We start from the raw sequence: 21,270 nt of genomic DNA on the forward strand, positions 1-21,270 counted from the left end.
GGGCCGAGGAGTGACCCCCATGGTGGATCAGCAGCGCGACCCCACGCGGCAGCGGCCCCCTTCCGAACCCGCCGTGCGTGCTGCACCACCCGGTGAGACCGGAGCGGCCGGGCTGGCGGCCGCGGTCGACCGGCTGAGTACCGAGATTCGCGCCCTGCGGGAGGACCGCGAGGCCCGGGTTCTGGTGGAACTCGCCGAGGGCGTCCTGGTGGAACGGCTGAACTGCGCTCCGGCCGAAGCCGCACGGCAGTTGCAGAGGCTCGCCTCCGACGCCCGGACGGCCCTGCCCGAACTGGCCGCCGACATCGTCAACCAGGCAGCCTCGGACGCCACCGCCCGCGCGGTCGCGGAAGCCCGCGCCGCCCATGCCACGCCCGGCACGGGCCGGACGGCAGAGGGAACCGCGGGCCCGCAGGACGAAGGGACCGCCCTGCGGCTGCGTACGGCGGAGGCCGCCGCCATCCTGGCCGGTGACGACACCCAGGCTCTCGCCCGCGCCCTCCTCGACCGGGGCCTGAGGCCATTGGGCGCCACCGCCGCCGCCCTGTGGTCGGCCGCCCCCGACGGCTCCCTCACGTTGGCGGGAGAGGCAGGGTTCGGCCCGGCCGAGGCCGCCCGCTGGCGCTATGTACCGCCCGGGCTCGGCACGCCGGCCCAGCAGGCCATCACCGAGGACCGAACGCTGTGGATCACCGAGTCCGGCGCCACGCTGCCGCCCACCATCGCCGGCGGCAGAAGCGGCACACGGGCCGTCGTGCCTGCTCAAGGCGGCGGTCAGCGGGTGGGCGTCCTGGAGGTCCACTGGCCCGGCCCCCACCCCGCGCTCGCCCTCCAGCGGCAGCTGGACGCCCTGGCCCAGCTGTCCGCCCTGTCACTCTCCGACCACGTCGTGGAGTCGGTCAGCCCTCCCGGCGGGGCTGCCGCCTGGCTCGTCGGACTGCTCGACGGCCTGCTGGACTCCGCCGCCCTGCTGCGGCCACTGCGGGACCGCGACGGCCGGATCACCGACTTCATGATCGAACACACCAACGAGCGCTTCACCGACCCGGCCGGTCGTCCCCGTAGCTCGCTGACCGGGCTGCCACTGCTAGAGGCGTATCCGCTGTTCGCTGCGGAGGGCGGGCTGTTCGAGCGGATCAAGCGGGTGCACAGCACCGGGACCGCGTACCGCAGCCAGAGCACGGTGCTCACCTTCCCGGGCAGCCCGGCGCCACCGGCCGTGATCGCTGCCGTGGGGCTGGCCCGCTTCGGCGATGTGGTGCTGCTCAGCTGGCAGCTCCCGGAGGGCGACGCCCGGCTGGCCGAACTGCTGGAGCACGCCCAGCGGGTCAGCCAGATCGGTGCCTTCGAGGAGAACCTGACCACCGGTGAGATCACCTGGACCGAGCAGCTGTCCGCCCTGTACGGGCTGCCGCCCGGCGCGGCCCCGGTGCCGCTGCACCAGCTCTCCGGACATACGCACCCCGACGACACCGGCGCCGTAGGGCGCTTCCTGCGCACGGTGCTGCACCAGCGGGAGGAGAGCGCGATCACCTTCCGGCTTCGGCGCGCCGACGGGGTGGTCCGTCACCTGCGGCTGGTCGCCGAACCCCTCTGCGACGCCTCCGGGCTCCTGGTCGCGGTGCGCGGCGCCTACCAGGACATCTCCCCCCACCGCTGGACCGAGGTCGCGCTGGCCGCCACGCGGGACCGGCTGGCCGGTGCCGAGCAGCAGGCCGCGGAGCGTCACCGCCTGGCCCGGCAGCTGCAGCGGGCGCTCATGCCCCCGACGGCACACCCGGTGTACGGGGCGGGACTGCGGGTCGCCGTGCGCTACCGCCCGGCCGAGGAGGACCAGCGGGTCGGCGGAGACTGGTACGACGCCGTCGTACTGCCCGATGGCTCGGTGCTGCTCACGGTCGGCGACATCGCCGGCCACGGCATCGCCGCCGCGACGGAAATGGTCGTCCTGCGCAACGCCTTGCGCGGCCTGGCCATCACCGGTGCGGGGCCGGGTCGGCTGCTCTCCTGGCTGAACAGCGTCGCCTGCTGCCTCACCGAGCAGGTCACCGCGACAGTCGTATGCGGCCTGTTCGATCCCGCCGCCCGCACCCTGCGCTGGGCCAATGCGGGACACGTGCCGCCGATCCTCGTCAGCGGCGGGAAGGCCGAAGCCCTCACTCCTCCGGACGGCGTGCTGCTGGGCGCCGTCGACGTCGCCTCGTACGAGGAGACCCGGCACGAGCTGCAACGGCAGGACATCCTGCTGATGTACACCGACGGCCTGATCGAGCGCCGGGACAGCAGCATGGAGCAAGCCCTCGGACAGCTCCTCGCCGCCGCCAGCCGCCCGGTGGACAACCTCGAGGACTATCTGGACCATCTGCTGTCCTGTGACATCGCCGACACCGACGACGACACCTGCCTGATCGCCGTTCAACCGACCTGATCGCCGTGCTACCAGCGTCTCGTCGCCGCCTCCGGCCTCCCGCCGCTCCGGCCACGACCTCCGCCACGACGCGGCCACCCTCATGCGCGCCGCCGGCATGGACATCAAGATCGTGTCGGACACCGTCGGGCACGACGACCCACCCGGACAGGCGGGACGTCTACCAGAGCGTCCTCCCCCACGTCGGCAAGAGTGCCGTCGAGGCACCGCCAAGCTGGTCCCGCTCAGCGCAAGTCCGAGAACGAGAAGGCCCGCAAGGTGCCAAGAGGGCCAAGGCGAAATAGAAGAGTGCGCAGAAGAAAACCTAAGAAGCAGGACACCCCGCCACTCCGCTCACGCAAGCCCCCCGGTGCTCCGGCCTCGTGACGCGACGCCCTCGAAGCATCGAAATGGCCAGGTCACGGGCAATGCGACCTGCCTTTTCGGGAGCCGCCTCAGGGATTCGAACCGGAGACCTACGCATTACGAGGGCGACAGGCGTCGTGCCGGGTCCCACTGATCGCATCCCGTGTTGCACCGTCCAAAGGCGTCCGCGCTCCCCTGATCGCCGCCAGTGACGCTCCAATCCCGGACAGCGTCCCTAGCTCCCTGTCTGGAGCCGAGTTGTCAGCATCGGACAACGCGAGCGGGGGGCTCGGCGCCTTCTGACTGCCTCCCGACGCTGCCCGTTGCGGCCTAACGAGCCGTGTCGAGGCGGTTGCGACGTGACTCAACTAGGTAGCGCCATCGTTCGCGGGTCCGTCGTTCTCCATCGATCCACCGTGCTCGCGCAGTCTCCTCGGGGCGCGGAAGGCCAGCCATGAAGTGCGCGATTTCGACGTAGTAGGCGTAGTGGCCGCTCTGCGTGAGTTCGCGCAGGCGAGTGATCGCGGTGGTGAGGTCGCTCTGGGCGCCGAGGACGGCGTAGTGGAAGCACAAGGCGAGTTGCAGTTTGACCGCGGCGTAGGAAATGCCGGAGACGCCGATTTCGGCGAGCAGGACGGCCGCCCGGTCGGGCACGCCTGCGGCGACCCCGGCGTCGCGTACGAGTGCGGCGATGCGAGCGGTCATCTCGCTGGAGCGCAGGCTGAGGCGCGACAGCAACCGGGCGGCCAGGTCGAGTTCGTCATCGGCTCCGCTGGGGTCGGCGAAGGAGATGGCGAAGGCGAGATGTGCCTGGACCATGGCGGTCTCGCCGGCCGCACCGTGTTCTTCGGCTTCGCTCCTGGCTGCCAGGTAGGCGGCAGTCGCCCGTTCTATGTCTCCCTGCACCCACCAAACATCTCCCAGGACCCGATGGTGTCGGCCTTCCCAGCCCAGCCTCCCGGCGGCTTCCACCGCCGCAGGGAAGTCTCCGGACAGTCGGCTCAGGTGTGCCAGGCCGCGTCGAGCGGCGGAGGCGAGCCGACCGTCGGCGGACGCGACGCGCTGCATGCTGCGGCGAGAATCGTCGGTCAGGCCGAGGTCTCGCTGGGCCTTCGCCAGGTAGTACGTGGCCATTTCGACCAGGTCATCTGGGAGTAGCTGCGATGCAAGGACGGCGGCGAGCCGACTGGCCGTACCGTCGCGGTGTTCATGCTGGCGCCGGGCGATGGCGCTGAGCGTTTCCACCAGGGCGTCCACCGCAGTCTGCAGGCCGTCCGACGAGGTGGCATCGGCTGCGGGGAGTGCAAGCGGTTCCCAAATCGAGTCTCCTATGTACTGGAAGGCGGCATCGGCGAGCCAGCCGAGATCGAGACGGAAGTCCCGTGCGAGGAGCAGCCCTTGCTGGAGGCAGCCGACCAGGACGGCGCGGTCGCGTCGCAGGTCTTGGCGCCACTGCGATTCCAGGGCGTGGAAGGCGCGTTGGGCCGCGCGCTGCCAGTCCTGGTCCGACCAGCGGTCGTCACTGCCGTCGTCCGCGGAGCGAATAGTGGCGCGGATCAGGTCGTGGACATGGAAGGGCCACAGACCGGAAGAGGACTCCCGGATGAAGGGGCGCTCGGTCAGCCGTAGGGCGGGCGCGTCGTGCTGCATGCCGGCGGCCTGGGTGGCCAGGGGCACGGAGAACGCGTTGAGCAGGCTGACCGAACGGAGTACGTGGCGTTCTTCGGCGGTCAGGTCGCTGAGGGTACGGGCGATCAAGGCCGGGAAGTCGTGGTCGAAGTCGGTGACCTGCGGCTGTCTGCCGCCGCGCCGAAGCTCCAGGTAACGCATGACCGACAGGTCCAGGTACAGAGGCAGCCCATGGGAGCGCTCGGCGATGATCCGGCGGACCGGTTCGTCGATCAACGGCTGCCCGTCGCGGCTCAGCCTGCGGACCAGGTAGTCCTCGCAGTCTTCTGGGGAGAAGTCGCCGATCAGGATCTGGCGGCCGGATACACCTGACCCGACATGCGTCGTCTCAGGGACGAGGCCGGGCCAGGCGTTCGGCCCGGTCCAGTCGAGTTGCCCTTCCAGACTTGCCTCCGCCCACTGAAGGCGGTTGCGTCCGGTGACGACGAAGAACGCGTTGGGCATCAGCCATACGATGCGCTGGAGCAGGCGCTCGAAGTCACGGTTGGTGCGGTCGCCGGTGTCCTCGAAGCTGTCCAGCAGGATCACGGGTAGTGCGCTCTTGTCGGCCGGGAGTTGGGCCAGGTCCCAGGCGAGAAGGTGCGGGTAGAAGCTGAGGGCTTCCAGGTCAGGCTCGGCCTCGAAGAGGTCGGCCAGACGGGAGCAGCCCGCGAGGGCGCGTACGGACTGGCGCCGCTCGCGTAACGCCTTGATGAGCGCTCCGGCCCCGTGCCCGAGCGCACTCCCGACGCTGCCGGGAAGGAGCAGAGCCTGGGCAACGTCGCTAAGGGCTGACTGCATCTGCTGGGGAAGGGCGGCAGCGGCGCTGAAGCGGCTCAGCAGCCCGCCCCGGCGCAGGTAGTCCTCGATCGGTTCGCCTGGGTGGTTGTGCTCCCAGTACCGGCGCAGGGCGAGGTCGAAGGCGGGCATCGGCCGGCCGAGTGCGGCAACCGCGAGACGGACGGTGAGGATGACACGTTCGAAGTCCATGCCCGCGGCGCGCGCAAGATCGATTCTGACCGGTAGCGTCCGCTCCTCGGAGTGGGACGGCGAGTCCCATTGCACGGGGCGGTGCTCGCTGCTGGCGAGCGACGCCTCGATCTTGCGAGAGAGCGTGGACTTGCCGATCCCGCCCACACCGTGGAACACGAGGATGTTGTGGCGGGAAGCTTCCAGGTCCTCCACGTCGAAGTCCGGACGGGTCACGTTGCGTATGTGGTCTGCGAGGCCGGCCGTCACCGCGTGCCACTGCGCCTGCCGGTTCGTGAACGCCTCACTGGCGGCGATACTCCGGTCGTTCGAGCTGAACAGCGTTCGAAGATCCCGCCCTGCCACCGCTCCCCCTGACGATCAACTAGAGCCAATCTATGCTCCCTTGAGGACAGCCTGGCAAGTCCGCATTCAGGCAGGGTCTGCAGGTCGCATTAGATTCGCGTCCACGGACGTGGTGTCACTCGCATGGCTCATTGCCCAGGGCGGGGGTGCCCTGCGGCCGACCACTACGGCCACCCCGTGGCCTGTCCGATCCGCTCGCAGGGCACGACGGGCAGCCACGGGCAGGAACTCATGGTCGGTCTCTTCCGCGACGGGCACGGCGTGTTCAACGGCACCGCGCTCAAGGAGGCGTCGGACTTGATCGAAGCCCTTGCCCTGACCAAGGACGTGCAGCCGGTCCATATCCGCGTCGCTCTCGGATTCGACGGGGCTGGCCGCACCTGGGCCGCAATGACGGACAGTCCGCATCCACCCCACCGGCTGGGACTTCGCCATCCCCGACCCGCGCGAGGTGTGCTGGCGGCGCACCCAGCTCACAGGCGAACTGCCCCTGCCCGTCAGGGACACCGACAGCAAGGGCATCACCTCCTGCTGAGGCTGTGCAACTTCGCCAACGCGGAAACCGAATGCCTGGCAATCGGCTGCCTCGGGCCGTCCGTCCACCGGCGGGCGCATGCTCGTGCGGATCATCGAAGGGATGCCCGGCGACCTGCGCCGGGCACCGAAGGACGAAGAGAACCTGATCGCGGCCGTGGCGATGGGTCACCGCCCTGGACAACCTCTCCCACATGACCCCGGACCTGTCCGCCGCGATGTGCTGCATCGTCACCGGCGCCGAGTACGTCAAGCGTGCCCTGTACACCGACGGGGACGTGGTCCGCGCCCGCTACCGTCGCCCGATGCTGCTGACTGGCATTGATGTGGGAGTCATCCGGCCCGACCTGGCCGAACGGCTCCTGCCCCTGCGCCCTGAGGGCCTGGAGGCCGAGGAGGTGATGGCCACGCTCCAGCGGTGGCTGTCCGACCTGAAGGTCACCACGATCATGGTCGACGGCACCCGCCCGCAGGCTCCCAACGAGCGGATCGCCGAACAGTTCGCCGAGTACGCGCAGACCTCGATCGAGGACTCGACGGACGAGGACTGCACGACCGGGGCCTGCCCGGTGCGATGAGTCAGGCAACGGGCGCCCCCGGCGGGTTCGGGGGCGCCTGTCGCTGAGACCAGAAGTGAGACCGCCGACACCCGCGCGGCCCGCGCCCGGCGTCGCCGCCGTATCCAGTAAAAGCAAAAGCCCCAGGTCACGGCGAGTGAGTCCTGAGGCTTCCACAGAGCCGCCTTCGGGATTCGAACCCGAGACCTACGCATTACGAGTGCGTTGCTCTGGCCATCTGAGCTAAGGCGGCGCGCTGTCCGCACTATGGTGCGATCAGCAACGTCGGTAAGTCTACACAGTTTCCGGGGGTGCTCCGTACCGGCTCCGGGAGCGTGCTCCCAGGGCCGGCGGGACCCACTATGAGCAGTGCTTTCCCCGGGTGGGAGGGGTGCCGCGGAGCAGGTACGCGTTGATCGTGGAGTCGATGCAGGTGCTGCCCCGGCCGTATGCGGTGTGGCCGTCTCCCTCGTAGGTGAGGAGGCGGGCCGAGGAGAGCTGGCGGGACAGGGACCGGGCCCAGCGGTAGGGGGTCGCCGGGTCGCGGGTGGTGCCCACGACCACGATCGGGGCGGCGCCCTTCGCCTCGATGCGGTGCGGCTCGCCCGTGGGTGCCACCGGCCAGTACGCGCAGTTCAAGGAGGCCCAGGCGAGGCCCTCGCCGAAGACGGGGGACGCCTTCTCGAACGCGGCGAGCCCGTGCCGGACCTCGTCGGGGGTGGAGAAGGCCGCCGGGAGGTCGAGGCAGTTCACGGCCGCGTTGGCGGACATCAGGTTCGTGTAGCTGCCGCCGGCGTCCCGCTCGTAGTAGCTGTCGGAGAGGACGAGCAGACCCGCGCCGTCGTTCTCCTCGATCGCTGAGGTGAGCGCCTCGCGGAGCTGTTCCCAGGACCCCTCGTCGTACATCGCCGCGATCACGCCGGTGGTGGCGAGGGCCTCGCCGAGCTTGCGGCCGTCCACATCCCCGGCGGGGATCGGGTGCGCGTCCAGCTTGTCGAAGAACGCCTTGAGGTTCTTGCCGACGTCGGCGGGCTTGGTGCCCTTCGTCCCGAGCGGGCAGTCCGGCTGCCGCGCGCAGTCCTGCGCGAACGCCTGGAACGCCGTCTCGAAGCCTGCCGTCTGGTCGAGGTTCAGCCGCCGGGCCGGCAGCGACGGGTCCATCGCGCCGTCCAGGACGAGCCGGCCCACGCGGTCGGGGAAGAGGCCCGCGTACGTCGCCCCGAGGAACGTCCCGTACGACGCTCCCACGTAGTTCAGCTTCGGGTCGCCCAGCGCCGCCCGCACGATGTCCATGTCCCGGGCCGCCTCGACCGTGGACACGTGCCGCAGCACTTCCGCGGAGTGCGCGCCGCAGGCCTCCGCGAACTTCTGGTACGCGTCGACGAGTTGGTCCGTCTCCTTCGTGTCGTCCGGCGTGGCGTCCGTCTGTGTGTACATGTCCATGTCCCGCCCGTCCAGGCACTCGACGGGCTCGCTGCGTGCGACGCCGCGCGGATCGACCGCCACCATGTCGTAGCGGGCGCGGACCTCGGCCGGGTAGCCGATCGCGGCGTACGCCTGCAGGTAGTCGACAGCCGAGCCGCCCGGCCCGCCCGGGTTCACCAGCAGCGAGCCGAGCGGCTTGCCCGGGCCCGTGGCCTTCTTGCGGGCGACGGCGAGCCGGAAGTCGGCCTCGGCCGGGTCGGTGTAGTCGAGCGGCGCCCTGAGGGTGGCGCACTCGAAGCCCGGCACCCCGCAGCTGCGCCAGTTCGGTTTCTGGCCGTAGTACGGCGCGAGCGCGGACGGCGTGGCCCGCGGCAGCGCGGCCAGCGCGGCCTCCGCCGCCGAGTTGGCGGAACCCGTCGACCCGCCGAAGGTGCAGGCGGAGACGAGAAGCGCGGCGGCGGCGAGAAGGCCGCCGGTACGGGCCGTGCGGGCCGGCAGGCGCCGACGGGGCGGGCGGAGGTTTCGCCTGATGTGCATCAAGCGAGCGTAACGCTGCGCAACGAACTCGACACCCTGCGTGCACGCTCTGCCTCGTACGAGTTACGCCGTCAACCTGCCGAGTTACGCCGTCGACATGCCACCCGCAGGGCCGCGGTCCGGTGCCGGTCAGCCCGCTCTCAGGGCCAGCGCCATCGCTTCCACTGCGAGCAACGGGGCCACGTTGCGGTCGAGGGCGTCGCGGCAGGCGGCGATCGCCTCGATACGGCGGAGGGTGGTCTCCGGGGAGGTGCCGCGGGCGAGCCGCTCCAGGGCGGCCTCGGCGTCCGCGTTGGCGATCGCCACGCGGGAGCCGAGCTGGAGGGCGAGGACGTCGCGGTAGAAACCGGTGAGGTCGGTCAGGGCGAGGTCCAGGCTGTCGCGCTGGGTGCGGGTTCTGCGGCGCTTCTGCTTGTCCTCCAGGTCCTTCATCACGCCGGCCGTGCCGCGCGGCATCCGGCCGCCCTGCACCGCGCCCAGCGCCGCCTTGAGCTCCTCGGTCTCCTTGTCATCCATCTCCTCGGCGAGCTGTTTGGCATCCTCCGAGGCCGCGTCGACGAGTTCCTGGGCCGCCTTGAGGCAGCCACCGATGTCGTCGATCCGGAGGGGCAGCTTCAGCACGGCGGCCCGCCGCTCGCGCGCGGCCGGGTCGGTGGCCAGGCGGCGGGCCCGGTCGACGTGGCCCTGGGTGGCGCGGGCCGCGGCCAGGGCGGCGGCCGGCTCTATGCCCTCCCGGCGTACGAGCATGTCGGCCACGGCGTCGACCGACGGCGTCGAGAGGTTCAGGTGGCGGCAGCGGGAGCGGATGGTCGGCAGGACGTCCTCGATGGACGGGGCGCACAGCAGCCAGACCGTGCGGGGGGCGGGTTCCTCGACGGCCTTGAGGACGGCGTTGGCCGACTTCTCGTTCAGCCGTTCGGCGTCCTCGACCAGGATGACCTGCCAGCGGCCGTTCGCCGGCGACGTGAACGACTTGCGGACGGTGTCGCGCATGTCGTCGGCGAGGATCTGGGTGCCGACGGCGGCGACGGTGCTGACGTCGGCGTGGGTGCCGACCAGCGCCGTGTGGCAGCCGTCGCAGAAGCCGCAGCCGGGGGCCCCGCCGAGGGCTCGGTCGGGGCTGACGCACTGGAGCGCGGCGGCGAAGGCCCGCGCCGTCTGGTTCCGGCCCGCGCCGGGCGGGCCCGTGAACAGCCAGGCGTGCGTCATCTTCGACGCCTCGGGCGGCGGTGCGGCCGCCGCGGCCGCGGTGACCAGGGCGTCGGCGTCCCGGGCGGCGGCGTCGAGCTGCTCGCTCACCCTCTCCTGGCCTACCAGGTCGTCCCAGACGGTCATGCCTCACCCCGCCCCTTCGTCACGTTTCGCGGTGCGGGATCCATTGTGCGCGGTGCCACTGACAACGAGACCGCGGCCGGCCGGGCACGGGGCTCAGCACCGTGCCCGGAACAGGCCTCAGCGCCGTGCCCGGAACAGGCCTCAGCGCCGTGCCCGGTACGGGTCTCAGCGCCGTGCCCCGTACGGGTCTCAGCCCCGGCGCCCCCGGCCCCGTCCACGCTCGTCGCCCTGCTCCTCATAGGCCCCGCGGTCCTCATAGGCCCCGCGGTCCTCGCGGTCCCCGAGGTCCTCGCGGTCCTCGTGCGGACCGAGCAGCTCGTCCGCCAGCGTGGGCAGGTCGTCCAGCGGTGTCTCCTCGGCCCAGTCCGACCGGCCCCGGCGCCGCGGCGCGCCCTCGGCATCGAGCTGGGGCATCTCACGCGTACGGTCCTCGGTCCCGTCCGGCTGAGGCGCCGCCGGCTCGTCGCGGAAGAACCCGGGCGGAACCCGGTCCGCAGGCTGCTCGTCCCGGACGGGAGGAAGTACCGCCGTCTCATCTGCCGCACCCGGCGGCACCGGCGGCAGCACCGCCGTCTCGTCCGCCGCACCCGGCGGGACGGGCGGCTGGGGCAACCGGGTCGTCACCTCGGATGCGGACTCCTTGGCGGACGGGCCCGTGGCTGGTTCCTCGCCTCGCACCGGCGGCAGCACCGCCGTCTCGTCCACCGGCCCGGCCGACGCGTTCGTCGGCGTCACCACCGGCGTCGGCACGGTCGCCGCGTCCTGCGGCGCGGCGGCAGGCTGCTGCGGGCCGGTCCTGGCCACGGCCGTGGCCTGCTCGGCCAGCCGTCGTGCCTCCTCGGCGCGCAGCAGCGCCTCCTCGGCCTTCCGCTGCTTCTCCAGGCGCCGTGCCTCGGCCTCGGCCCGCAGCCGGGCCTCCTCCTCGGCCTGCTTGCGCCGCCGCTCCTCCTCGGCCTTGCGCCGGGCCTCCTCCTCGGCCCGCGCCTTCTCCTCGGCGAGGAGCCGCGCCCGCTCCTCCTCGGCGCGCCGACGCGCTTCCTCGGCCCGCTGCCGGGCCTCCTCCGCCTGCCGTTCGGCCCCGCGCCGCTGCGCCTCCTCCAGCTCGCGCCGCTTACGCTCCTCCTCCTCGGCGCGCAGCCGCTCGAGCTGTTCCTGGCGCTCGCGCTCCAGGCGCTCCTCCTCGGCCTTGCGGGCGGCCTCTTCCTCGGCCTTGCGCCGGGCCTCCTCCTCGGCGGCCCTGCGCGCCTCCTCCTGGGCCTTCACCTCGGCCTCGGACAGCGGCAGCATCTGGTCGAGCCGGTGCCGGACGACGGTGGTGACGGCCTCCGGCTCCTGGCCCGCGTCCACGACCAGGTAGCGGCCGGGGTCGGCGGCGGCCAGCGTGAGGAAGCCGGACCGCACGCGCGCGTGGAACTCGGCCGGCTCCGACTCGAGGCGGTCCGGCGCCTCGGTGAACCGCTCGCGGGCGCACTCCGGGGAGACGTCGAGCAGCACGGTCAGGTGCGGCACGAGTCCGTTCGTCGCCCACCGGTTGATGCGGGCGATCTCGGTCGGGGACAGGTTGCGGCCCGCTCCCTGGTAGGCGACGGAGGAGTCGATGTAGCGGTCCGAGATGACCACCGCACCGCGCTCCAGGGCGGGCCGTACGACCGTGTCGACGTGTTCCGCGCGGTCCGCCGCGTACAGCAGCGCCTCCGCCCGGTGCGAGAGCCCGGCGCTGGACACGTCCAGCAGGATCGACCGCAGCCGCTTGCCAACCGGTGTCGCCCCCGGCTCGCGCGTCACCACGACCTCGTGGCCCTTGGCCCTGATCCACTCGGCGAGTGCCTCGGCCTGGGTGGACTTGCCGGCCCCGTCGCCGCCCTCCAGGGCGATGAAGAAACCTGAAGACGCGGGCGCCGTCACCGGGTCGTCGCCGCCGAGCAGCGCGTCCCGCAGGTCGTGCCGCAGCGGTACGCCGGAGCGGTCGTCGACCTTGGCCAGCACCACTGCGGCCACCGGCAGCAGCAGCGCGCCGGCCAGCATCAGCGTGAACGCGGCGCCGCCGTGCGCGAACACGAACTTGCCGTTCTCCAGCCGGTGCGGCCCGATTCCCGCGGCCACCACGGGCGCCACCAGAGCGCCGAGAGCCACACAGACCCGTACAACGGCCTGCAGGTGCTCGGTCGTGCGCGGACGGCGGTAGTCCTCGGTCTCCTGGTCGAGCAGCGTGTGCCCGGTGTTGGCGGCCACGCCCGCGCCGACACCGGCCAGCGCGACGATCAGCAGCACGCTGGTGACATCCGGGACGAGCCCGGCGGCCAGCAGCGCGACGCCGGTGAAGGCGATCGCCAGCGACAGCAGCCGGCGCCGCGACAGGGCGGGCAGCACGGAGGGCGCCGTGCGGATGCCCACGACGACCCCGCCGGTCAGCGCGAACACCAGCAGCCCGTACAGCACGGGGCCGCCGCCAAGGTCCTTGGCGTGCAGCACGGACACGGCGACCGCGGCCGCCACGGCCCCGGCGACGGCCGCGCAGGCGAGCACCAGCAGCGGGATCGCACCGGTGCGGCCCTTGTCGGCGCCGACGCCCGTCTTGGGGCGGCGCAGTCCCTCGAGGGGCGACCGCGCGCGCGGGGTACGCGTGTCGGCGAGTTCCAGGGAGGTCAGTACGGACAGGGACGCGGCGAACAGTCCGGCCGCGACGTACGAGGCGAGGGCCGCCTGGTGCTGGGCGAACCAGTCGATCCCGGCGCCGAGCAGGTTGTTGACCAGCGATGCGCCGACGAGCGCGGCGGCCGCGAGCGGGACGGCGACGAAGCTCGTACGCAGCGACAGGCGGCGCAGGGCGTCCAGGTGGTCCGGCAGCGGTCGTACCGTCGCGCCTTCCGGGGGCGGGGCGGGCAGCAGCGCGGGCGCCGCGCTCTCGCGGCACACCGTCCAGAAGCGCTCGGCGACACCGGTCACGAACACGGTGACCAGGAGCATGGCCAGCGCGTCGTCGGGCATCCAGTCGATCCACAGCGGCGCCACGATGAGCACCGCGGCCCGCAGGCCGTCCGCGCCGACCATGGTCCAGCGGCGGTCGAGCGGGCCCTCCTTCGAGGTGAGTGAGCTGACCGGGCCGAGGAGGACGGCGCCGAAGAGGAGCGTCGCCAGGATGCGCACCCCGAAGACGGTCGCCACTGCCAACGCCACGCCGCGGTAGCCGCCGCCGAACGAGCCCTCGGCGATCGCCGCCTGGAGGGCGAGGACGATCAGCACCAGGAGGGCGAGGGTGTCGCCGACACCGCTCACGAGGTGTGCGCTCCACAGCCGTTTCAACTGCGGGCGGCGCAACAGGGCGCGCACGGCGCGCTCTCGGGAGTCCGCGACCAGGGCGTCGTCGGGGGCCGGGTGGTGGGCCGTTGGATGCTCGGCTCGCGTCATGCTTTCAGCCTATCGGGAGCCGCCGACAGCCCGTGGCGCCCGTCCGAACGGACGCCCGCCCCGACACCAAAGTGATGCCGAGGCGTTCGTTTCGCGAACCCGTGGTGGAGAAATCGCGGGGAGGCAGGCGCGCCGATCAGTCTTCCGAGGCCGAATTCGAAGCAGTCGCCTTCTTGGCGGCGGTCGTCTTCTTCGCCGTCGTCTTCTTGGCGGCCGTCTTCTTCGCAGCCGTCGTCGTCTTCTTGGCCGCGGTCTTCTTCGCAGCCGTCGCCGTCTTCTTGGCCGGGGCCTTCTTCGCGGGGGCCTTCTTCGCGGTCTTCTTGGCCGGACCCTTCGCCCGCTTCTCGGCGAGCAGTTCGAAGCCACGCTCCGGAGTGATCGTCTCGACGCTGTCGCCGGAGCGCAGGGTCGCGTTGGTCTCCCCGTCGGTGACGTACGGGCCGAAGCGACCGTCCTTGACGACGACCGGCTGCCCGCTGACCGGATCCGCGCCCAGCTCCTTCAGCGGCGGCTTGGCGGCGGCCCGGCCACGCTGCTTGGGCTGGGAGTAGATCTCCAGCGCCTCTTCGAGGGTGATCGTGAAGAGCTGGTCCTCGGACTGCAGCGAGCGCGAGTCCGTGCCCTTCTTCAGGTACGGCCCGTAGCGCCCGTTCTGCGCGGTGATCTCCACGCCTTCGGCGTCCTTGCCGACGACGCGCGGCAGCGACATCAGCCTGAGCGCGTCCTCGAGCGTCACCGTGTCGAGTGACATCGACTTGAACAGCGAGGCCGTACGCGGCTTGACGGCGTTCTTGCCGGTCTTCGGGGTGCCCTCGGGGAGCACCTCGGTGACGTACGGGCCGTAACGGCCGTCCTTGGCGACGATCTGATGACCTGTCGCCGGGTCGGTGCCCAGCTCGAAGTCGCCACTCGGCTTGGCGAGCAGCTCCTCCGAGAGCTCGACGGACAGCTCGTCCGGCGCCAGGTCCTCCGGGATGTCAGCGCGCTGGTGGTGCTCGGAGTCCTTCTCGCCGCGCTCGATGTACGGGCCGTAGCGGCCGACCCGCAGCACGATGCCGTTGCCCACGGGGAACGACGACACCTCGCGCGCGTCGATCGCGCCCAGGTCGGTCACCAGCTCCTTGAGGCCGCCGAGGTGGTCCCCGTCGCCGTTGCCGGCGTCCGCGGCGCCGCCCTCACCCGTGCCCTCACCGAAGTAGAACCGCTTCAGCCACGGCACGGCCTGTGCCTCGCCGCGCGCGATGCGGTCGAGGTCGTCCTCCATCTTGGCGGTGAAGTCGTAGTCGACGAGCCGTCCGAAGTGCTTCTCCAGGAGGTTGACCACGGCGAAGGACAGGAAGGACGGGACGAGCGCCGTGCCCTTCTTGAAGACGTATCCGCGGTCGAGGATGGTGCCGATGATCGACGCGTACGTCGACGGGCGGCCGATCTCGCGCTCTTCGAGCTCCTTGACCAGGCTGGCCTCGGTGTAGCGGGCCGGGGGCTTGGTGGCGTGCCCGTCGACCGTGATCTCCTCGGACGTCAGCGCGTCACCCTCGGCGACCTGCGGCAGCCGGCGCTCGCGGTCGTCCAGCTCGGCGTTCGGGTCGTCGGCGCCCTCGACGTAGGCCTTCAGGAAGCCGTGGAAGGTGATCGTCTTGCCGGAGGCGCTGAACTCGACGTCCCGCCCGTCGGCGGCGGTGCCAGCGATCTTCACCGTGACCGAGTTACCGGTCGCGTCCTTCATCTGGGACGCTACGGTCCGCTTCCAGATCAGCTCGTAGAGCCTGAACTGGTCGCCGGTCAGACCCGTCTCGGCGGGGGTGCGGAAACGATCACCCGAGGGGCGGATCGCCTCGTGCGCCTCCTGCGCGTTCTTGACCTTCCCGGCGTACGTCCGCGGCTGGGCCGGCAGGTAGTCGGCGCCGTACAGCTGCGTGACCTGCGCACGGGCGGCCGCGACGGCGGTGTCGCTCAGCGTCGTGGAGTCCGTACGCATGTACGTGATGTAGCCGTTCTCGTACAGCTTCTGGGCGATCTGCATGGTCGCCTTCGCGCCGAAGCCCAGCTTGCGGCTGGCCTCCTGCTGCAGCGTCGTCGTACGGAACGGGGCGTACGGCGAGCGGCGGTACGGCTTCGACTCGACGGACCGGACGGAGAACCGTGTGTTCTCCAGGGCGGCGGCCAGGGCGCGGGCGTTCGCCTCGTCGAGGTGGAGGGTGTTCGCGCTCTTGATCTGTCCCAGGGAGTCGAAGTCGCGGCCCTGCGCGACCCGCCTGCCGTCGACGGTCTGGAGGCGGGCGACCAGCGACGACGGGTCCGACGAGTCCCCCGCGCGGCCGGTCGCGAAGGTGCCGGTCAGGTCCCAGTACTCCGCAGAACGAAAAGCGATGCGCTCGCGTTCCCGCTCGACGACGAGCCGGGTGGCGACGGACTGGACGCGACCGGCGGACAGCCGCGGCATGACCTTCTTCCACAGGACCGGCGAGACCTCGTAGCCGTAGAGACGGTCGAGGATGCGGCGGGTCTCCTGGGCGTCGACCATGCGCTTGTTGAGGTCGCGCGGGTTGGCCACGGCCTCGCGGATCGCGTCCTTGGTGATCTCGTGGAACACCATCCGCTTGACCGGGACCTTGGGCTTGAGCACCTCCAGGAGGTGCCACGCGATGGCCTCGCCCTCGCGGTCCTCATCGGTGGCGAGGAAGAGCTCGTCGGAGTCGCGCAGCAGGTCCTTGAGCTTCTTGACCTGGGCTCTCTTGTCGGCGTTGATCACATAGATCGGCTGGAAGTCGTGTTCGACGTCCACGCCGAGCCGGCGCACCTCGCCCGTGTACTTCTCCGGCACCTCCGCGGCGCCGTTGGGGAGGTCGCGGATGTGCCCGACGCTCGCCTCGACGACGTATCCGGCGCCGAGGTAGCCCTTGATCGTCTTCGCCTTGGCAGGCGACTCGACGATGACGAGTCGGCGGCCGCCCTGTGCGGTCTCGCTGGTCGGGGACAACTTCGCTCTTCTCTCCGGTCGACGCTGGGGTATCTCCCCAGGCCTGGTCCCGGGGTCGGGTCATGCTGCGGAGTGTGACGGTACATCCCGCCCCCGTGTCAAACGGGAAAAGCCCGCAACGGCCACTCGAACGGTAACCCGACTACCGCCATTCCTGCCGCCCGGAGTGCCCACCGGTCTTGTCGAGCCTGTCCGGAGTGTGACCTCCCAGTTACCGGAACGGCAGCTTCGCCGCACCGGTACCGCAGCTCCACCCAGCTTCTCAGAGGCGCGTCAGGGACCACGTTCCTAGGGCCAGCGCGATCACCGCGGCGAGGGTCGCGACGCTCGCCGAAGCGACGGGGCTCACGCCGTGCGCGACGGGTTCGCGGCGCCGCACCCGTGCGGCCGTCCACACCAGCAGCCCGCCTCCGAACAGGGCGAACACCACTCCCGCGAAGATCGCCGGTCCGCTCTCCATGGCTCCGCGCGCCCCTTCTCTCCCGTCCACGTGTGCCCAGCCCGTGGAGGCTGACACGCTCGGGCGGCGGACAGGCGAACCCTGGGTGAACGCGGGGCCGACACGGCTGTGGACTCCCCCGGCTCGCCCTGCCCGGGCGCGTGGCCGGGCTCACACCGAGCCGGGCGCAGGTATTTTTCCGGTCGTCTTCTCGTTGTCGGCCCGGCTCACCGTGCACACGACCTTGTTGAAGCCCTCGTCCCAGTCGTCCTCGTCGGCGACCCAGCCGTAGACGATCCGCTCCGGGCCCGGCGCCCAGGTCGACTCGAACTTGTTGCCGCACAGCTTGGTCGCGTTGTCGGTGCCCTTCTTGTAGGTCATTTCGTCGGGGGCCCGGACGCTCCCTATGACCTGGTCGGTGTGCGGCTTCGTACAGTCGGCGAGCGGCGCTTTGTAGCCGTCCTCCACCCTCTCGTAGACCCAGCAGTCGCCGACGCTCATCTGCCCGACCCACAGGTCCGTGCCCGTGTCGCGGAAGCGGCCCACTTCACCGCCTATCGCGGCATGGCGGCCGAGTACGAGACACGCCGTACCGCTGCCCGCCGCCGTGAAGCCCGCCTCGGTCGGCACGACGGCGTAGCCGGCAGCGTCCGGCAGCGCGTCGACGACCGCGCGGCTCTGGTCCGCGCAGCGCTGCGCGCCCCGGTCGCGGGCGTCCGCGTAGTCGGTGGCCGTGTCGACCGCCACGACCTGACCGTCCGGCCAGTCGTCGGCGCAGTCGACCACGCCCAGGTTCGGCGCCGACTTGAACGGCGCCCCCGACCAGACCGCCTGCACGCAGTCACCGGTCTCCAGCGGCTCCCCGAGCCCGACCACATCGCCGTACGGCGGTACGGGCCCGGTCGGCGACGGAGACCCCTGCGAGCCGCTCGGCGCGGGCGACTTCTTCGTCGCGGCGTTCTCCTTGCCACGGCCGCCGTCGCCGGTCAGCAGGACGGCCGCCCAGGCACCGCCCGCGATGACCAGAACGGCGGCCACGACGAGCGCGACGAGCGCCACGCGCCTCTTCTCGCCGGGGGGCGAGGGTGCGGCGGGAAACCCACCGCCGGGCGCGGTGGGCCCGCCGGAACCCCAGGTGCCGCCAGGGCCGCGCGCGTAGGGCGGTGGCGTGGCGCTTCCGGCGTACGGCGACCGGCCGCCGCCTCCCGCATACGGTGGAGGCGCACCACCGCCCGTGAACGGGCTCTGGGCGCCGCCGGAGTACGGGGACGCGTACGGAGAAGCGGCCCCCTGCACATACGGGTTACCGGGGGCCGGGTTCCGTGGCTGGGCGGTCTGCCGCCACGGGTCGTACGGCGTCGGTCCGGGTGTCGCCGGACCGCCCCCTGCGGTGGCCGGCGCTCCCGCACCGGCATCCACCGGGCTCCCCGGACCCGCACCGCCGCCCGCCGGGCCGTAGGGATCGGGACCGGCCGCCGGAGTGTGCGGCGTGCGCGGGGTCGGTGGCGTGCCCGGCGTCTGCGGAGTGCTCGGCGGCGGACCGAACCCCGCCTGCGGCGCCCCCGCCCCAGGCGGTGCCGCGCCCCACCCGTGCGGAGCAGCGAAACCCCCGCCCGCCGCACCCTGCACGACCCGCTCCAGCCCGCGCGCCACCGCCTCCGGCGCGGACCTGCGCACCGGGTCCTTGACCAGCAACCCCTGCAGCACCGGCGCCAGTTCACCGGCTCGGACCGGTGGTGTCGGCTCCTCGCCGAGCAGGGCCGTCAGGGTCGCGTAGTCGCCGTGGCGGTCGAAGGGAGCGCGGCCCTCCACGGCGGCGTACAGCGTGGCACCGAGGGAGAACAGGTCGGCGGCCGGTGTGGGCGGCTCGCCGCGGGCCCGCTCCGGGGCGAGGTAGCCGGGTGTGCCGAGGATGCCGGCGGTGGCGGTGAGCCGGGGCTCGCGGGACTCGGGCTGGAGGGCGATGCCGTAGTCGGTGAGCAGGACGCGCGCGTAGGCGTCGCCGGAAGCATCCGGTGCCAGAAGGATGTTGGCGGGTTTCACGTCCCTGTGGAGGATGCCGATCCGGTGCCCGGCGGTGAGCGCGTCGAGGACGGCGAGCCCCACGCGGGCCACCTGCGCCGGCGGCAGCGGCCCGGAACTCCGTACGGCCGCCTGGAGATCGACCGCGTCCGGCACGTACTCCATGACGATCCAGGGCAGCCCCTCGTGGACCACCACGTCGTGCACCGTCGCCACGTGCGGGTGGCCGCGCAGCCGGGCCGCGTGCCGGGCCTCGCCGCGGGCCCGCGCGATACGCTGGGCGGGCTCGCTCGCGTCCATCGGCACGTCCGGCAGTGCGATCTCCTTCATCGCGACCTGGCAGGCCAAGTCCTCGTCGTACGCGAGCCAGACGCGGCCCATGCCGCCCGCGCCGAGCGTCCGCTGCAGCCGGTACCGCCCGTTGACGACCCTGCCTTCGCCCTGATCCGGTGTCTCCCCCGCCATCGCGCCTCCCCCCGAGACAGCGCGCCTCCCCGAGGACGCGCGGAGTTTGTCCCTTGAAGGTAGCTTCGCACCCGCCACTGACAGGAGCCCTTTTCCGGATCAATCGCGTCAGAGCAGACACGGCGGCCCCAGGAGTGCGAACACGTCCCGGGCGTGACGCGGGCGCGTGCGACGGTGGCTCAGGCAGGCTCGATGAACCCCTGCTCCACCAGCAGCCGGATCTGCGCCGGCGTGCGGTCGCGCAGCAGGACCGGGTCCTCACCCATCAGTTGGGCGATGGCGTCCAGGATGCGGCCAGCGCTCAGTGTGCCGTCGCAGACGCCGGCGAAGCCAGCGCCGACCGTGTCCACCATGGTGGCCCGGCGCATTCCGCGGTTCTGGCGCAGCACCACGTGCTCGGGATCCTCGGCGCCGGGCAGCCCGACCTGCTCCTGGACGATCTCGGCGGCGAGCTTGAAGTGGCCTGCGAGCAGGCCTGCGTCGTCGTGCTCCCGCAGGTAGTCGAGGCGGGCGAAGTGCGCCCGGACCGCGCCCCCGAGCGGCTGCTCGACCGGATGCGGCCACTCCTCCACGGTGACCGAGGGCACGGCGGCGACCGTCCTGCGCAGCGTGATCCAGCCGAAGCCCACGGCCTTCACCTTGCGCGCCTCGAACTCGTCCAGCCAGGCGTCGTACCGCGTCTGGTACTCGACCGCGTCGCCGCGGTGGTCGCCCGCGTCCCTGAGCCACAGCTCGGCATACTGCGTGACGTCCTGCACCTCACGCTGCACGATCCACGCGTCGCACCCGCGCGGCACCCATGACCTGAGCCGGTCCTGCCAGTCCTCCCCTTCCACGTGCTGCCAGTTGGCGAGGAACTGCGCGAACCCGCCCTCGTTCAGCCGTTCCCCCGCCCCTTGAACGAGCGACCTGCACAGATCGTCCCCGCCCATCCCGCCGTCGCGGTAGGTGAGCCGGGCACCCGGCGAGATCACGAACGGAGGGTTGGACACGATCAGGTCGTACGTCTCGTCGTCCCGGACCGGCTCGAACAGCGAGCCCTCGCGCAGGTCGGCGGCAGGCGCGCCGGACAGCGCCAGCGTCAGCGCGGTGATGTGCAGCGCGCGCGGGTTGAGGTCGGTCGCCGTCACGCGCGTGGCGTGCTGCGCGGCGTGCAGTGCCTGGATCCCGGAGCCGGTGCCGAGGTCGAGGGCGGCGGAGACGGGCGTACGCACGGTGATGCCGGCGAGGGTCGTGGAGGCACCGCCCACCCCCAGGACGACCCCTTCGTCCCGGCTGCCGATGCCCCCGGCGCCGCCGACCGCGCAGCCCAGGTCGGACACGATGAACCAGTCCTCGCCGCCCGGACCGCCGTACGGCCGTACGTCCACGGTCGCGGCGACGGCGTCCCCGGCGTCCTGACCGACGCGCACCAGCCACCCGCTCTCCAGGCACTCCGCGAGGGGCAGAACACCCTCCACGCGTGCGTGGGCCACGGGCTGCTGCAGCAGGAACAGCCGTACGAGCACCTCCAGCGGCGTGTCGCCCCGGGTGGCCCGGAGCGCGGGCACGGTCTCGCTGCGCGCGAGCGCCGCGTACGCCGGGGCGCCGAGCAGCTCGAGCAGGCCGTCGGCCGTGAAGGAGGCCCCGAGCAGGGCGTCCCGCAGCCGGACGACGACGTCGGTGCGGTCGGAAGCGGGCAGGGCGTGCAGGCTGGAGTTACTCACGCCCCCCATTGTGACCCGCACGGCAGGGACGCCGCCGATCGCGCCGCGGGCTGTGCCGGCCGGCGGTCGCGGGCCGCGTCAGCTCG

The 21,270-nt window shown here is 72.0% G+C and carries 9 protein-coding genes, 1 tRNA gene and 1 pseudogene; 2 read left to right on the top strand and 9 right to left on the bottom strand.

The genetic code is table 11. The annotated features are described in order from the left end of the window. Positions 1 to 19 precede the first annotated feature (19 nt). Complete coding sequence (locus ACZ562_RS04515) at positions 20 to 2,428, top strand: SpoIIE family protein phosphatase (RefSeq protein WP_471174164.1); 2,409 nt, start codon at positions 20 to 22, stop codon at positions 2,426 to 2,428. A gap of 675 nt (positions 2,429 to 3,103) precedes the next feature. Here the strand turns inward: ACZ562_RS04515 and ACZ562_RS04520 are convergent. Continuing rightward, a complete protein-coding gene (locus ACZ562_RS04520) occupies positions 3,104 to 5,776 on the bottom strand; it encodes an ATP/GTP-binding protein (protein ID WP_471174165.1) in 2,673 nt (890 codons plus the stop codon). 144 nt (positions 5,777 to 5,920) lie between these two features. On the opposite strand from ACZ562_RS04520, the pseudogene ACZ562_RS04525 reads away from it, so the two are divergent. Next, positions 5,921 to 6,816 (top strand): annotated as a pseudogene (locus ACZ562_RS04525) (ATP-binding protein); the annotation flags it as partial. A 230-nt stretch (positions 6,817 to 7,046) separates the two neighbouring features. Here ACZ562_RS04525 and ACZ562_RS04530 read toward each other — a convergent pair. The 8 genes from ACZ562_RS04530 to ACZ562_RS04565 form a co-directional block, all read right to left on the bottom strand. Further along, a tRNA-Thr gene (locus ACZ562_RS04530) sits at positions 7,047 to 7,120 on the bottom strand. Positions 7,121 to 7,227: 107 nt separating this feature from the next. After that, complete coding sequence (locus tag ACZ562_RS04535) at positions 7,228 to 8,829, bottom strand: alpha/beta hydrolase (RefSeq protein WP_471174166.1); 1,602 nt, start codon at positions 8,827 to 8,829, stop codon at positions 7,228 to 7,230. A gap of 129 nt (positions 8,830 to 8,958) precedes the next feature. After that, positions 8,959 to 10,164 carry a DNA polymerase III subunit delta' gene (locus ACZ562_RS04540; protein ID WP_471174167.1) on the bottom strand — a complete coding sequence of 402 codons (1,206 nt, stop codon included), beginning with the start codon at positions 10,162 to 10,164 and terminating at the stop codon, positions 8,959 to 8,961. Between the two features lie 189 nt (positions 10,165 to 10,353). After that, positions 10,354 to 13,572: a dTMP kinase gene (gene tmk / locus ACZ562_RS04545; RefSeq protein ID WP_471174168.1), complete on the bottom strand. Its 3,219-nt coding sequence runs from the start codon at positions 13,570 to 13,572 to the stop codon at positions 10,354 to 10,356. A gap of 136 nt (positions 13,573 to 13,708) precedes the next feature. Next, positions 13,709 to 16,552, bottom strand: a complete 2,844-nt coding sequence (gene topA / locus ACZ562_RS04550; RefSeq protein ID WP_471174169.1) for a type I DNA topoisomerase — start codon at positions 16,550 to 16,552, stop codon at positions 13,709 to 13,711. A 262-nt stretch (positions 16,553 to 16,814) separates the two neighbouring features. Continuing rightward, positions 16,815 to 17,012: a hypothetical protein gene (locus tag ACZ562_RS04555; protein ID WP_471174170.1), complete on the bottom strand. Its 198-nt coding sequence runs from the start codon at positions 17,010 to 17,012 to the stop codon at positions 16,815 to 16,817. Positions 17,013 to 17,162: 150 nt separating this feature from the next. Beyond that, positions 17,163 to 19,478, bottom strand: coding sequence for a serine/threonine-protein kinase (locus tag ACZ562_RS04560; RefSeq protein WP_471174171.1), 2,316 nt, complete (start codon positions 19,476 to 19,478; stop codon positions 17,163 to 17,165). 179 nt (positions 19,479 to 19,657) lie between these two features. Beyond that, entirely contained in the window at positions 19,658 to 21,193 is a 1,536-nt protein-coding gene (locus ACZ562_RS04565) for a DUF7059 domain-containing protein (protein WP_471174172.1), read from the bottom strand. Positions 21,194 to 21,270 lie beyond the last annotated feature (77 nt).

The sequence above is a fragment of the Streptomyces sp. NPDC040410 genome (genome assembly GCF_055595715.1).

Bases quoted from the DNA above. Each gene is read 5' to 3' on its own strand.
- ACZ562_RS04515 (WP_471174164.1), top strand. From the start codon at position 20: ATGGTGGATCAGCAGCGCGACCCCACGCGGCAGCGGCCCCCTTCCGAA.
- ACZ562_RS04535 (WP_471174166.1), bottom strand. From the start codon at position 8,829: ATGCACATCAGGCGAAACCTCCGCCCGCCCCGTCGGCGCCTGCCGGCC.
- ACZ562_RS04540 (WP_471174167.1), bottom strand. From the start codon at position 10,164: ATGACCGTCTGGGACGACCTGGTAGGCCAGGAGAGGGTGAGCGAGCAG.
- tmk (WP_471174168.1), bottom strand. From the start codon at position 13,572: ATGACGCGAGCCGAGCATCCAACGGCCCACCACCCGGCCCCCGACGAC.
- ACZ562_RS04555 (WP_471174170.1), bottom strand. From the start codon at position 17,012: ATGGAGAGCGGACCGGCGATCTTCGCGGGAGTGGTGTTCGCCCTGTTC.
- ACZ562_RS04560 (WP_471174171.1), bottom strand. From the start codon at position 19,478: ATGGCGGGGGAGACACCGGATCAGGGCGAAGGCAGGGTCGTCAACGGG.
- ACZ562_RS04565 (WP_471174172.1), bottom strand. From the start codon at position 21,193: ATGGGGGGCGTGAGTAACTCCAGCCTGCACGCCCTGCCCGCTTCCGAC.